14 protein-coding genes and 1 tRNA gene are annotated in these 12,886 nt (G+C 71.0%); 12 read left to right on the top strand and 3 right to left on the bottom strand.

Translation table 11 applies throughout. The features are described from left to right. Positions 1-91 precede the first annotated feature (91 nt). The 7 genes from galU (at position 92) to AB0M70_RS20090 (ending at position 5,593) form a co-directional block, all read left to right on the top strand. Entirely contained in the window at positions 92-997 is a 906-nt protein-coding gene (gene galU, locus AB0M70_RS20120; RefSeq protein ID WP_363211763.1) for a UTP--glucose-1-phosphate uridylyltransferase GalU, read from the top strand. Between the two features lie 4 nt (positions 998-1,001). Next, entirely contained in the window at positions 1,002-2,333 is a 1,332-nt protein-coding gene (glp, locus tag AB0M70_RS20115; RefSeq protein ID WP_365821314.1) for a gephyrin-like molybdotransferase Glp, read from the top strand. Positions 2,334-2,420: 87 nt separating this feature from the next. After that, entirely contained in the window at positions 2,421-2,912 is a 492-nt protein-coding gene (gene moaC / locus AB0M70_RS20110; protein WP_363211760.1) for a cyclic pyranopterin monophosphate synthase MoaC, read from the top strand. Continuing rightward, positions 2,909-3,409: a MogA/MoaB family molybdenum cofactor biosynthesis protein gene (locus AB0M70_RS20105; protein WP_365821313.1), complete on the top strand. Its 501-nt coding sequence runs from the start codon at positions 2,909-2,911 to the stop codon at positions 3,407-3,409. Before moaC ends, AB0M70_RS20105 begins: the two co-directional genes overlap by 4 nt. Further along, on the top strand, positions 3,406-4,029 hold the full coding sequence (locus tag AB0M70_RS20100; RefSeq protein WP_272902883.1) for a GNAT family protein: 624 nt from the start codon (positions 3,406-3,408) through the stop codon (positions 4,027-4,029). The genes AB0M70_RS20105 and AB0M70_RS20100 overlap by 4 nt, the downstream gene beginning before the upstream one ends. Positions 4,030-4,226: 197 nt before the next feature. Then, positions 4,227-5,441 (top strand): gephyrin-like molybdotransferase receptor GlpR, encoded by a 1,215-nt coding sequence (glpR, locus tag AB0M70_RS20095; RefSeq protein WP_365821312.1) that lies wholly within the window; start codon positions 4,227-4,229, stop codon positions 5,439-5,441. A 78-nt stretch (positions 5,442-5,519) separates the two neighbouring features. After that, positions 5,520-5,593, top strand: a tRNA-Ala gene (locus tag AB0M70_RS20090). 68 nt (positions 5,594-5,661) lie between these two features. Here AB0M70_RS20090 and AB0M70_RS20085 read toward each other — a convergent pair. Continuing rightward, the gene (locus AB0M70_RS20085) at positions 5,662-6,174 is read right to left on the bottom strand and encodes a GNAT family N-acetyltransferase (RefSeq protein ID WP_365821311.1); all 513 of its coding nucleotides are present in this window, start codon (positions 6,172-6,174) and stop codon (positions 5,662-5,664) included. A gap of 107 nt (positions 6,175-6,281) precedes the next feature. On the opposite strand from AB0M70_RS20085, the gene AB0M70_RS20080 reads away from it, so the two are divergent. Then, a complete protein-coding gene (locus AB0M70_RS20080) occupies positions 6,282-7,082 on the top strand; it encodes an exodeoxyribonuclease III (protein ID WP_365821310.1) in 801 nt (266 codons plus the stop codon). Positions 7,083-7,167: 85 nt separating this feature from the next. Then, positions 7,168-8,208, top strand: coding sequence for a DUF6528 family protein (locus AB0M70_RS20075; protein WP_365821309.1), 1,041 nt, complete (start codon positions 7,168-7,170; stop codon positions 8,206-8,208). Between the two features lie 99 nt (positions 8,209-8,307). Here AB0M70_RS20075 and AB0M70_RS20070 read toward each other — a convergent pair whose 3' ends face one another. Next, positions 8,308-8,976, bottom strand: coding sequence for a MerR family transcriptional regulator (locus AB0M70_RS20070; protein ID WP_365821308.1), 669 nt, complete (start codon positions 8,974-8,976; stop codon positions 8,308-8,310). A 174-nt stretch (positions 8,977-9,150) separates the two neighbouring features. On the opposite strand from AB0M70_RS20070, the gene AB0M70_RS20065 reads away from it, so the two are divergent. Genes AB0M70_RS20065 through AB0M70_RS20055 form a run of 3 tightly spaced genes read left to right on the top strand, consistent with a single transcriptional unit; the run spans position 9,151 to position 12,547 of the window. Continuing rightward, positions 9,151-10,710, top strand: a complete 1,560-nt coding sequence (locus AB0M70_RS20065; protein WP_365821307.1) for an NAD(P)/FAD-dependent oxidoreductase — start codon at positions 9,151-9,153, stop codon at positions 10,708-10,710. Next, complete coding sequence (locus tag AB0M70_RS20060) at positions 10,707-11,672, top strand: alpha/beta hydrolase (protein WP_365821306.1); 966 nt, start codon at positions 10,707-10,709, stop codon at positions 11,670-11,672. Before AB0M70_RS20065 ends, AB0M70_RS20060 begins: the two co-directional genes overlap by 4 nt. Next, on the top strand, positions 11,669-12,547 hold the full coding sequence (locus AB0M70_RS20055) for an SDR family oxidoreductase (RefSeq protein WP_365821305.1): 879 nt from the start codon (positions 11,669-11,671) through the stop codon (positions 12,545-12,547). The genes AB0M70_RS20060 and AB0M70_RS20055 overlap by 4 nt, the downstream gene beginning before the upstream one ends. A gap of 76 nt (positions 12,548-12,623) precedes the next feature. Here the strand turns inward: AB0M70_RS20055 and AB0M70_RS20050 are convergent, their stop codons facing one another. Next, entirely contained in the window at positions 12,624-12,818 is a 195-nt protein-coding gene (locus AB0M70_RS20050) for a hypothetical protein (protein WP_365821304.1), read from the bottom strand. Between the last annotated feature and the right edge of the window lie 68 nt (positions 12,819-12,886).

Raw genomic sequence — 12,886 nt, 5'->3', positions numbered from 1 at the left:
GCGCTCACAAATCCTTCCAGGTGCGCTCATATGAGAACAAAATGTCCTGAGCCACAGATTCCGCACATACTCACCGGTTATGGTTACGGACATGACTGAGTCTCACCCCCCGCGGATCAGCAAGGCTGTCATTCCCGCAGCAGGTCTCGGAACCCGGTTCCTGCCGGCGACCAAGGCCACTCCCAAGGAGATGCTGCCGGTCGTCGACAAGCCGGCGATCCAGTACGTGGTCGAGGAGGCCGCCTCCGCCGGCCTCGACGACGTCCTCATGATCACGGGCCGCAACAAGCGCCCGCTCGAGGACCACTTCGACCGCAACTACGAGCTGGAGTCGGCCCTCCTGAAGAAGGGCGACGAGGCGAGGCTGGCGAAGGTCCAGGAGTCCAGCGACCTCGCCACGATGCACTACGTACGCCAGGGCGACCCCAAGGGACTCGGTCACGCCGTCCTGTGCGCCGCCCCGCACGTGGGCAACGAACCCTTCGCGGTGCTCCTCGGCGACGACCTGATCGACCCGCGCGACCCGCTCCTCGCCCGCATGGTCGAGGTCCAGGAGCGGCACGGCGGCAGCGTCGTCGCCCTCATGGAGGTGGCCCCGGAGCAGATCCACCTCTACGGCTGCGCTGCCGTGGACGCCACAGACGAGGGCGACGTCGTGAAGGTGACGGGCCTGGTCGAGAAGCCCGACCCGGCGGACGCCCCCAGCAACTACGCCATCATCGGCCGTTATGTCCTCGACCCCCATGTCTTCGACATACTGCGCAAGACCGAGCCGGGCCGCGGCGGCGAGATCCAGCTCACCGACGCCCTGCAGCAGCTCGCCGCCGACGAGAAGGTCGGCGGCCCCGTGCACGGCGTCGTCTTCAAGGGCCGCCGCTATGACACCGGCGACCGGGGCGACTATCTGCGTGCCATTGTCAGACTCGCGTGCGAACGTGAAGACCTGGGCCCGGACTTCCAGGCCTGGCTTCGCAGTTACGTGTCCGAGGAGATGTAGCACTTTGAGCAGCAGCGCGACGACCGAAGTCACCGGCCAGGAACACGTCTGGTCGGTGAGCGAGCACCTGGACGACATCCTCGGATCCGTCCGCCCCCTGGAGCCCATCGAGCTCCAACTCCTCGACGCCCAGGGCTGCGTCCTCGTCGAGGACGTCACGGTGCCCGTCTCGCTGCCGCCCTTCGACAACAGCTCCATGGACGGGTACGCGGTCCGGGTCGCCGACATCACGGGCGCCAGCGAGGAGTTCCCCGCCGTCCTGACGGTCATCGGTGACGTGGCCGCGGGTCAGGGCGAGCAGCCGGAGGTCGGCGCGGGCCAGGCCGCCCGCATCATGACCGGCGCCCCGCTGCCGCCCGGCGCCGAGGCCGTCGTCCCCGTGGAGTGGACCGACGGAGGCCTCGGCGAAGGCCCCGTCTCCGGGATGCGCGCCCACAGCGGCGCCCCCGAAGGAGCCTCCGGCGAGGTCCGCGTGCACCGTCCCGCACAGGCACGCGCGCACGTGCGGGCGCAGGGCAGCGACGTCCGCGCCGGCGACCGCGCGCTGACCGCGGGCACGGTCCTCGGCGCCCCGCAGATCGCCCTGCTCGCCGCGATCGGCCGGGGCACGGTGAAGGTGCGCCCCCGCCCCCGCGTGGTCGTCATGTCCACCGGCAGCGAACTGATCCAGCCCGGCGAGGAGTTGGCCAAGGGCCAGATCTACGACTCCAACAGCTTCGCCCTGACCGCGGCGGCCCGGGAGGCCGGAGCGATCGCCTACCGCGTGGGCGCGGTCGCCGACGACGCGGAGACGCTGCGCTCCACCATCGAGGACCAGCTGATCCGCGCCGACCTCATCGTGACCACGGGCGGCGTCAGCGTCGGGGCGTACGACGTCGTGAAGGAAGCCCTCTCCTCCGTGGGGGACGAGGACGAGGACGGCAGCGGCATCGAGTTCCGCAAGCTCGCCATGCAGCCGGGCAAACCGCAGGGCTTCGGCTCCATCGGCCCCGACCACACCCCGCTGCTCGCCCTGCCGGGCAACCCGGTGTCGTCGTACGTCTCCTTCGAGATCTTCGTGCGTCCCGCGGTGCGTGCCCTGATGGGCCTGCCGGACGTCCACCGGGCCACGGCGCGCGCGGCGCTCACCGCCGACAAGGCGCTGACCTCACCCGCGGGCAAGCGTCAGTTCCTGCGCGGGCAGTACGACGCCGAGGCGGGCGAGGTGCGCCCCGTGGGCGGCGCGGGCTCCCACCTCGTCGCGGCCCTCGCGCACGCGAACGCGCTGATCGTCGTCCCGGAGGACATCACTTCGGTGGAGCCGGGTACGGACGTCGAAGTGGTCCTGCTCGGCTGAAGGGCGCGTCCGCGCGGTACGGTGTCGCGCACATAGGCCCCCTTGCGCCGCACCGCCGGAGGGCCCGGACCGGGAGCGCGACAGCACATGAGTACCGAGCAGCGACTGACGCACATCGACGAAGCGGGCGCCGCCCGCATGGTCGACGTATCCGCGAAGGACGTGACGGCGCGCACCGCCCGGGCCAGTGGCCGCGTCCTTGTCTCGCCCCGCGTGATCGAGCTGCTGCGCGGCGAGGGCGTGCCCAAGGGCGACGCCCTGGCCACCGCGCGGATCGCGGGCATCATGGGCGCCAAGCGCACGCCCGACCTGATCCCGCTCTGCCATCCGCTGGCCGTCTCCGGGGTGAAGCTGGACCTCTCCGTGGCGGACGACGCCGTGGAGATCCTGGCCACGGTCAAGACGACCGACCGTACGGGCGTCGAGATGGAGGCGCTCACCGCGGTGACCGTCGCCGCCCTCACGGTCATCGACATGGTCAAGGCCGTCGACAAGGGCGCGGTCATCACGGATGTGCGCGTCGAGGAGAAGACCGGCGGCAAGTCCGGGGACTGGAGCCGCGAAGGAGCCGGAGCATGACCGCCTACCGCGCACTGGTCGTCACGGCCTCCAACCGCGCGGCCGCCGGGGTCTACGCCGACCGGGGCGGGCCGATCATCGCCGAGGCGCTGACCGCTCTCGGCTTCGAGGTCGAAGGTCCGCAGGTCGTCCCGGACGGTGACCCCGTCGAGCAGGCCCTGCGCGCCGGAGCCGAGGCCGGCTTCGACGTGATCCTCACCACAGGCGGCACCGGCATCTCGCCCACCGACCGCACCCCCGAGGCCACCCGCGCCGTCATCGACCACGAGGTGCCCGGCATCCCGGAGGCGATCCGGGCGTACGGCAGGGAGAAGATCCCCACGGCCGTGCTCTCCCGTGGTCTGGCCGGGGTCGCGGGTCGCACCCTCATCGTGAACCTGCCGGGCTCCACCGGCGGCGTGCGGGACGGCATCGCCGTCCTCGAGCCCCTGCTGACGCACGCCGTCGAGCAGCTGCGGGGCGGCGACCATCCCAGACCCCCGGGTGGTGCGAGCTGAACAGCCCTTCCTGGCCCGTCGAGCTGACGGACGGCGACGTCGCCCTCCGTCCGATAAAGATGCGCGACCAGCGGCCCTGGCGTGAGGTCAACCGGCGCAACCGGGACTGGCTGCGCCCCTGGGAGGCGACCATTCCGCCGCCCACGCCGAGCGGCCCGATCGTGCACCGGCCGACGTACCGTCAGATGGTCCGTCACCTGCGCGCCGAGGCGCACGCCGGGCGCATGCTGCCCTTCGTGATCGAGTACCAGGGGCGGCTCGTGGGGCAGTTGACGGTCGCCGGGATCACCTGGGGATCGATGTGCTCGGGCCATGTCGGCTACTGGGTCGACCAGTCGGTCGCGGGGCGCGGTGTGATGCCGACCGCCGTTGCGCTCGCAGTCGATCACTGCTTCCGCTCGGTCGGGCTGCACCGTATCGAGGTCTGTATTCGCCCCGAGAACGGGCCGAGCCGCAGGGTCGTGGAGAAACTCGGATTCCGCGAGGAGGGACTTCGTCCACGCTATCTCCACATCGACGGCGCCTGGCGCGACCATCTTGTCTTCGCGCTCACCGCGGAAGAGGTACCGGAAGGGTTGCTGCGGCGCTGGCACCAGGCACGACCTCGGAACACCGCGTAAATAGAATAAGTGTTTGAAATAAATCCGTGATCGACCGTCTGGGGCCCGACTTGGTCCCTCTGAGGCATTAATTTCACGGTCTCGGTGGCCTGTTGATCGCATCAGTCACAAAAAAAGTTCGAGATATCAGCCAGATCGTGCGACACACCGGCTCAATTGGCAGATGGCCTCCAGCAAACCCCTCTACCGTGTGAGGCGTGAGCAGCAGCGGCCTCATCTACGCAGTCATCGTCGGGGCCTGGGCCGCCTACTTGGTGCCGATGTGGCTCCGTAGGCAGGACGAGCTCAATGAAGCCCGTCCGACGGAACGCTTCAGCACCGCCATCCGGCTCCTGTCCGGACGTGCGGGGATGGAGCGCCGGTACGCCAAGGACCTGCAAGCGCGCTCGCCTGAAGAGGAGGAGTCGCGCGACCCGGACAACGCCACCGGCGCGGTGGACGTCCGGGCCTTCGTCGCGCCCCCGCATCGGCAGGGCGCCCAGGAGGAACGGCCCGCGGCGAAACCCCCGGCCAAGCCCTCCGTGAAGGCCCCGGTCCCGACCCCGGCCCCGGTTCCGACCCCGGCCCCCACCCCGGCCCCGACAGGACCCCGGTCCCAGCAGTCGGCCGCCAGGCGGGCCGCGTCGGCGGAAGCCGCCGCGCGCGCCCGGCGCACGAAGGTGCTCGCGCGCCGACGGCGTACGACGGTGATGCTGTTCATCGCCTTCACGGCCGGCACGGTCGTCGCCGCCGTCGGAGGGCTCGCGTTCCTCTGGGCGCCCGCGGCACCGGCCGCGCTCCTGAGCGCGTACATCGTGTACCTGCGGGGCCAGGAGCGGCGCCGCTACACCTACACCATGGACCGGCGCCGGGCCGAGGTCGCCGCGCAGCGGCTGCGCGAGCGCCAGCCGCGCAGGCGCGCTCCGGGCGGCGGCGCGGACGCGGCCGTCGACGAACCGGAGGAAGGACCGGGCCCCGAGACGGAGACCGGTCTCTCCGCGCTCGCCGCCGACCGCCGCGCCCTGGTCGAGCAGACCGACCACGCGGAGTGGGTGGACCAGCAGCGTGAGCGCCAGCGCCGCCCCGGCCACGGCGACAGCTGGGACCCGGTGCCGGTGCCCCTGCCGACGTACGTGACCGCGCCGGTCGCCCCGCGGGCCACCGGTGACGTCGACTTGGGCGCACCCGACGCGTGGAGCTCGGCGCGGTCCAGCGCCGTGGGGCCCAGCGCGGACGAGGCGCGGGGCGAGGCAGCCGAGGGCGAGTACGCCGATCACGCCGAGCCCGCGGAAGGCGCCGACGGCGCGGACGGCGGCGGTGGCCGCAGCGACGCACGCCGGGCCGCGTCCGCGCGCAGGGCCCGCGAGCGCGGACGCACGCCCCTCTTCGATCAGTACGACGACGGGGAGCGGCCGCGGGCCGCCAACGAGTGATGCCTGACCAGCGAGGGGTCGGGCAGGAACGGATTTCCAAGCACCCGGATCGGGATGCTAGAGTTTCACTCGTTGCAAGGGCCTGTGGCGCAGTCTGGTAGCGCACCTCGTTCGCATCGAGGGGGTCTGGGGTTCAAATCCCCACAGGTCCACTGCACATGAGATCCCGTCCGGTTCCTCGAACCGGGCGGGATCTTTGCGTGCGCCCCGCGCGCGCCGCCTACAGCGGCTTCGCGAAGCAGCGGCTCAGGTCCTCGAAGCGGTAGTGGCCGAACTTCGAGGGGGCCGGGGTGTAGCCGGTCGACGTGTAGAGGGCTATGGCCTCCGGCTGCTTCGTGCCCGTCTCCAGGACCATGCGCGTACGGCCCGCCGCCCTCGCGTCGTCCTCCAGGGCCGCCAGGATGAGCCGGGCCAGGCCCAGGCCGCGGGCCTCCGGGGTGACGTACATGCGCTTGATCTCGGCGTCGCCGTGCGCGTACCCCTCGTCGTTCTCCTCGTGGCCGCGCCAGCCGCCGGTGGCCACCGGGGTGCCGCTCTCGTCGTACGCGAGGAGATACAGACCGCGCGGGGCGGTGAACATGGCGGGGTCGAGGGGTGTGACGTCGCCCTCATCTCCGTACCGCTCCGCGTACTCGAGCTGGACGCGGTCGTTGAGTCTGACCGCGTCGGGGTGGTCGAAGGGGGTGGGGCGCAGCTCTACGGCGGCCCGCTGCGACGGTGACTGAATACTCATGCGAAACATCGTACTTCTATGCGGTGGGGTGTGGGAGTCGATCTGTGGTGTGTGGGTGTCCGTGGACGTGTGCTGGTGTCCATCAAGTGTGCCGGTATCGTGCCGGGATGCTCCAAGTGACCAGTGTGAATGTGAACGGGCTGCGCGCCGCCGCCAAGAAGGGCTTCGTCGAGTGGCTCGCCGAGACCTCGTCCGACGTGCTCTGCCTCCAGGAGGTGCGGGCCGAGCCCCAGCAGCTGCCGGCCGAGGTGCGGGAGCCCGAGGGCTGGCATGTGGTCCACGCGCCGGCCGCCGCCAAGGGGCGCGCGGGTGTCTCCCTCTACACGCGCCGTGAGCCGGACCGCGTGCAGATCGGATTCGGGTCGCAGGAGTTCGACGGCAGCGGGCGCTACGTCGAGGCCGATCTGCCCGGCGTCACGGTCGCGAGCCTGTATCTGCCCTCGGGCGAGGTCGGCACGGAGCGGCAGGACGAGAAGGTCCGCTTCATGGGGGAGTTCCTCACCTATCTGAAGGGTCTCAAGGTGCGGGCGGCTGCCGAGGGGCGGCAGGTCGTGGTCTGCGGTGACTGGAACATCGCGCACCAGGAGGCCGACCTCAAGAACTGGAAGGGCAACAAGAAGAACTCGGGCTTCCTGCCCGAGGAGCGTGCCTGGCTGAGCGAGGTCTTCGAGGGGGACGCCGGGTACGTCGACGTCGTGCGGGCGCTGCATCCCGATGTCGAAGGCCCGTATTCCTGGTGGTCCTACCGGGGGCGCGCCTTTGACAACGACACGGGCTGGCGGATCGATTACCACGTGGCGACGCCGGGTCTCGCGGAGCGCGCGGTCAAGGGTTTCGTGGAGCGGGCGGCCACGCACGAGCAGCGGTGGTCGGACCATGCGCCCGTCACGGTGGTCTACGACATGTGATGCCGCGCGGCGCCATGGCATGTTGCGAGCGCGTACCTGACAATGTCTCAACTGTCAGCCGTGTGGGGGTAACTTCATGTCCGGTATGTCGAGACCGTCTCGTCGGGGTGTGCTGCTCGGGGCTCTGGGTGCGGGGATCGGGGCGGGGCTGCCGTTGGCGGCCGCGTCGCCCGCCGTGGCCGGTGACGGTGGAGGTGCCGGAGGGGTTCCCCGGCGGACGCCGCCGGTGCTCCTCACCGAGCAGGCGACCCAGCAGATCCTGGTGCTCGATCCGCGGCGCCGGGTCTGGGACCCGGAGCAGAATCCTTCCGTCGTGCGGTGGGCGTTCTCGCCGCGGGAGCGCGAGGGGTACGAGGATCTGCGGCCCGACGACAGCTTCGTGTATCCGAGCGAGTCGAAGGTGCGCAGGCACAAGAAGCGTACGTACGTCCTGACCACCGCGTCCTTCGGCTTCGTCGCCGTCGTCGACTACCCCTCCGGCAAGCGCTACTGGGGTGCGGCGATCGGACCGGGCGACGACCTCTTCAATCCGCACAGCGCGGAGATCCTGCCGGACGGCAACGTCGCGGTGGCGTGCAGCACGGGTGCGCTGGTCAGGCTGTACGCGGCGTCGCAGGGGCCGCGTGCATCGCGGTTCGCCGAGGCGGAGCTGAAGGGCGCGCACGGGCTGCACTGGGACGGTGCGCGCGAGGTGCTGTGGGCCATCGGTGACGACGAGCTGGTCACGTACGAGGTGGGCGGCACGCGGGCCAGGCCCACGCTGCGGCGCCGGTCCTCGGTCGGGCTGCCGGTCGGGACGCCGGGCAGGACGCCCGGCGGGCACGACCTCTTCCCCGTGGCCGGGCGCTCCGGGCGGCTGTGGGTGACGACGAACGCGTCCGTCTTCCAGTACGACATCCGGGGCGAGGCGTTCGTGCAGGACTTCGCGGGGGCCGAGGAGATCGCCCGGAAGTCGGTGAAGGGTGTCGGCGACGATCCGCGGACGGGGCAGGTCATCTCCACCGTGCCGGAGGGTGGGCTCGAGGAGACCTGGTGGACGACGAAGGTGAGTGTCCATCGGCCTGCCGGTGAGTACAAGCTGGTCAACGGCGGGATCTACAAGGCTCGGTGGTTCCTGCCGAGGTGAGGGCGGCCCTGCGGGGCTTTCCCCAATCCCGCCCTTTCCCGAAACCAGAGGGCTCCGCCCCCTGGACCCCCGAAAAGATGGCCTCAAACGCCGGCCGGGCTACAAGCTTTCCGGCTTCTCCGATGCCATGCGGCGGTCCAGCGCCATCGAGAGTTCCGCCTCCACCACGCTCTTCGCCAGCGGGCGCAGGCGTTCGATGCTGACGTCGCCCGCCTCGGGCGGCGTGTGCGTGCGGATGATCGTGATGAACAACTCGGCCAGCGCGTCGGCGTGTTCGCGTACGCGCTGGCCCGCCTCCAGGACCGCGGCCAGCGGGATGCCCTCGCGGACCAGCGTCGAGGAGACGTCCAGGAGGCGGCGGCTCACGTGGACGATCTCCTCGCCGTCCGTGCCGAGATAGCCGAGGTCGAGGGCGGCGGCGAGGTTCTCGGGGGTGACCTCGCCCGCGAAGTGGTCGGCCAGTTCTTCGGGGGTGAGGCGGACCGGGGTCTCCTCGGTGGGTTCGCCGATGCCGAGGAGCTCGCCGACGTCCCGGCCGTTCTCGAAGGCCTCCGCGAGTTCCGCGATGCCGCTCAGGGTGTGGCCGCGGTCCAGGAGTGCGGCGATGGTCCGGAGCCTGGCCAGGTGGTGGTCGTCGTACCAGGCGATGCGGCCCTCGCGGCGGGGCGGCGGGATCAGGCCCCGCTCCCGGTAGAAGCGCACGGTGCGCACCGTGATGCCGGCCGCCTTGGCCAGCTCCTCCATGCGGTACTCGCGTGTCTCTGCCACGGCAGCAGCCTATGTGCTGCCGGATCGCGCGTGGATCGTGCGTGCGTTCGGTCGCGATCTACCGGCGGTAACTCGGTACGCCAGACCCCTACCCATCAGTAGGCAGGTGTTCTACGCTCCCCATTGCGCCAGTGGTCACTGGCAGAGTCGTGAAGCAGTTCGGGAGGCGGCGGCATGGCCGAGGACGAGCGCCAGCAGGAGCGCGAACGCGAACACGTGCGGGTGGCGGTGATCGGGACCGGATTCGGCGGGCTCGGGGCCGCGGTCCGGCTGCGCCGCGAGGGCATCACCGACTTCGTGGTCCTGGAGCGGGCGAGCGCCGTCGGCGGCACCTGGCGGGACAACAGCTATCCGGGCTGCGCGTGCGACGTGCCCTCGCACCTGTACTCGTTCTCCTTCGCGCCCAACCCCGACTGGCCGCGCACCTTCTCCGGCCAGGAGAAGATCCAGGAGTACCTGGAGCGGGTCGCCGACACCTTCCGGCTGCGCCCGCACATCCGCCTCCGCACCGAGGTCACGCAGTTGCGCTGGGACGCCGAGCAGCTGTGGTGGGAGGTCGAGACGAGCAACGGCACGCTCACCGCCGATGTCGTCGTCTCCGCCACCGGGCCGCTCTCCGACCCCAAGCTCCCGGACATCCCCGGCCTCGACACCTTCGAGGGCAAGGTCTTCCACTCCGCGCGCTGGGACCACGACTACGACCTGCGCGGCAAGCGCGTAGCGATGATCGGCACCGGCGCCTCCGCCATCCAGATCGTGCCGGCGATTCAGCCCGAGGTCGGCAGGCTGACCCTCTTCCAGCGCACCCCGCCCTGGGTGATGCCGCGCATGGACCGCGCCATCAGCAGGGCCGAGCGCTGGGTGCACCGGCAGCTGCCGTTCACCACGCAGGCCCGGCGCGGAATCCTGTGGGGCATACGGGAGTTGCAGGTCCAGGCGTTCACCAAGCGGCCGAACGAGCTGGGCGCGGTCGAGCAGCTGGCCAAGCGGAACATCGCCCGCGCCATCAAGGACCGGGACCTGCGGGCCAAGCTGACACCGTCGTACCGCATCGGCTGCAAGCGCATCCTGCTGTCCAACACCTACTACCCGGCGCTCGCGCAGCCCAATGTCGACGTCGTCGCCAGCGGGCTCAGCGAGGTGCGCGGGAACACCGTCGTCGCCGCGGACGGCACCGAGACCGAGGTCGACGCGATCATCTTCGGCACGGGATTCCACGTCACGGACATGCCGATCGCCGACCGCGTGGTGGGCGCCGACGGCGGGACGATGATGGAGTCCTGGAAGGACGGCATGAAGTCCCTGCGCGGCGCGACCGCCGCGGGCTTCCCGAACTTCATGACGGTCATCGGCCCGAACACCGGCCTCGGCAACTCCTCGATGATCCTGATGATCGAGTCGCAGCTGAACTATCTCGCTGACTACATGCGGCAGTTGGACGTGCTGGGCGGCCGGGCCGCGCTCGCCGCGCGCACCAGCGCGGTGGACGCGTGGAACGGCAAGGTGCAGGAGCGCATGAAGCGCACCGTGTGGAACACCGGCGGCTGCAACAGCTGGTACCTCGACGAGAACGGCGTGAACACGACGATCTGGCCGGGCACGACGAGCGAGTTCCGCGCCGCGACGCGGCGGGTCGATCTCGCCGAGTACGAGGTGGTGCGGCCGCCCGAGGTGAGTGCGGTGGTGGCGGCGCCGAAGTCCGGCAAGGCGAAGAAGGTCGAGGCAGGGGCATGAGCAGGCTGACGCATGTGACGAGTGGGCCGTTCGCGCCGCCTGCCGCCGCGCGGGAACTGACCGTCGTGTCGGCGGACGGCGCGCGGCTGCACGCCGAGGTGCACGGCCCCGACGGCGCGCCCGCGGTGGTGCTCGCGCACGGATGGACCTGCTCGACGGCCTTCTGGGCGGCGCAGATACGTGACCTCGCGGTCGACCACCGGGTGATCGCGTACGACCAGCGGGGGCACGGCCGCAGTGTCGCGCCGGACGGGGTGGAGGGGTACAGCACGGACGCCCTCGCCGACGATCTCGAGGCGGTGCTCGCGGCGACGCTGGAGCCCGGGGAGCAGGCCGTGGTCGCCGGGCACTCCATGGGCGGCATGACGATCATGGCCGCGAGCACGCGCCCCGGGTTCCGGGAGCACGCGGCGGCGGTCCTGCTGTGCAGCACGGGCAGCGCGAGCCTCGTCGCCGAGTCGCTGGTGGTGCCGCTGCGGGCCGGGTGGCTGCGGACGCGGCTGACGCGGTCGGTCCTGGGGGCGAAGGCGCCGCTGGGGCCCGTGACGCCGATGGCCCGCAAGATCCTCAAGTACGCGACGATGGGGCCGGGTTCGGCGCCGGAGCGGGTCGAGGTGTGCGCCCGGATCGTGCACGGCTGCCCGCGGGTGGTGCGCTACCGCTGGTCGCACGTACTGGACGAGATCGCACTCGACGCCGGGGTCCTGGAGCTGACCGTGCCGACCGCGGTCATCGCGGGCACGGCCGACCGGATGACCCCCGTCACGCACGCGCGGCGCCTGGCCGGGATGCTGCCGGACTCCCTCGGTCTCACCGAGCTGCCGGGGATCGGACACATGACCCCGGTGGAGGCTCCGGAAGCGGTCACGGCGGGGATCAGGGACCTCGTGCGGAGGTACGTGGAGGTGGCCGGTCAGCAGGTTCAGGGACAGGTTCAGGGGCTCGAAGGGAGCAGCGCATGAGCAAGGTCAGCCTTGAGGGTCAGGTCGCGGTCGTCACCGGGGCGGCGCGCGGCGTGGGAGAGCTGCTCGCGCGCAAGCTGTCGGCGCGGGGGGCGAAGATCGCGCTCGTCGGCCTGGAGCCGGACGAGTTGAAGCAGGTGGCGGGGCGGCTGCACACCGAGGCCGAGGCCTGGCACGCGGACGTCACGGACCATGCCGCGATGGCCCGGGTCGCCCAGGAGGTCAAGGAGCGGTTCGGCAAGGTCGACATCGTCGTCGCCAACGCGGGCGTCGCCAACGGCGGCCCCTTCGTCGAGTCCGACCCCGAGGCATGGCGCCGGGTGATCGAGGTCAACCTCATCGGCAGCGCGGTGACGGGGCGGGCGTTCCTGCCGGTCCTGATGGAGAGCCGCGGCTATCTCCTGCAGATCGCCTCGCTCGCGGCGATCACGCCGGCGCCGATGATGACGGCGTACTGCGCGTCGAAGTCGGGCGTCGAGGCGTACGCGCACTGTCTGCGGGCCGAGGTCGGCTACAAGGGCGTGAAGGTGGGCGTCGGTTACCTGTCCTGGACGGACACGGACATGGTGCGGGGCGCGGACGAGAACGACGTCATGCGGGAGCTGCGGCAGCGCCTGCCGTGGCCGTCCAACAAGACGTACCCGCTGGGTCCGGCCGTCGACCGGATCGTCGCCGGGATCGAGCGGCGGTCGAGCCATGTGTACGCGCAGTGGTGGCTGCGGGGGATGCAGGGCATCCGGGGTTACCTGCCGGCGCTCATCGGCACGGTCGGGCAGCGCGAGATGCGGCGCTTCGAGCCGCGGCTCTCGTCGGTGTCCACGGGCCTCGTCGGAGCGGGCGGTTCCGCCGACGAACAGGCGCGTACCAGCAAGTAGTTGACGTCGCGACGATGAGGCCCTCCGGCGTCCCGGAGGGCCTCATCTCGTCAAGCTCGGTGCAGCACCAGGCGTGTCAGCGGTCGAACTTGTCCCGCTGCTCCTGCGCGGCGTCCTGGGCCTCGTCCTGGCCCTGCGAGGTGCGCTCGCTCGCCTCGTCCCTGCCCTGCGAAGCCCGCTCGCTCGCCTCGTCCTTGCGGTCGCCCATCGCGCCCTTCGCCTTGCCGGCGAGGTCGTTGGCCTTGTCCTGGAACTGGTCCTTGATGCCCATGCTTGTTCACTCCTAGAGGGTGAGGTGGGAGGGGCCTCGACCAGACTTACATGGGGGGACATTCACCG

It is taken from the genome of Streptomyces sp. NPDC051214 (genome assembly GCF_040682375.1).
GTDB lineage: Bacteria > Actinomycetota > Actinomycetes > Streptomycetales > Streptomycetaceae > Streptomyces.
This window is presented reverse-complemented; position numbering and strand designations above follow the sequence as displayed.

Excerpts from the sequence above, each read along its gene's own strand:
- AB0M70_RS20065 (WP_365821307.1), top strand. The coding sequence starts at position 9,151 with ATGGCCGAGGACGAGCGCCAGCAGGAGCGCGAACGCGAACACGTGCGG.
- AB0M70_RS20080 (WP_365821310.1), top strand. The coding sequence starts at position 6,282 with ATGCTCCAAGTGACCAGTGTGAATGTGAACGGGCTGCGCGCCGCCGCC.
- AB0M70_RS20105 (WP_365821313.1), top strand. The coding sequence starts at position 2,909 with ATGACCGCCTACCGCGCACTGGTCGTCACGGCCTCCAACCGCGCGGCC.
- AB0M70_RS20085 (WP_365821311.1), bottom strand. The coding sequence starts at position 6,174 with ATGAGTATTCAGTCACCGTCGCAGCGGGCCGCCGTAGAGCTGCGCCCC.
- moaC (WP_363211760.1), top strand. The coding sequence starts at position 2,421 with ATGAGTACCGAGCAGCGACTGACGCACATCGACGAAGCGGGCGCCGCC.
- AB0M70_RS20050 (WP_365821304.1), bottom strand. The coding sequence starts at position 12,818 with ATGGGCATCAAGGACCAGTTCCAGGACAAGGCCAACGACCTCGCCGGC.
- galU (WP_363211763.1), top strand. The coding sequence starts at position 92 with ATGACTGAGTCTCACCCCCCGCGGATCAGCAAGGCTGTCATTCCCGCA.
- AB0M70_RS20075 (WP_365821309.1), top strand. The coding sequence starts at position 7,168 with ATGTCGAGACCGTCTCGTCGGGGTGTGCTGCTCGGGGCTCTGGGTGCG.
- AB0M70_RS20055 (WP_365821305.1), top strand. The coding sequence starts at position 11,669 with ATGAGCAAGGTCAGCCTTGAGGGTCAGGTCGCGGTCGTCACCGGGGCG.
- AB0M70_RS20060 (WP_365821306.1), top strand. The coding sequence starts at position 10,707 with ATGAGCAGGCTGACGCATGTGACGAGTGGGCCGTTCGCGCCGCCTGCC.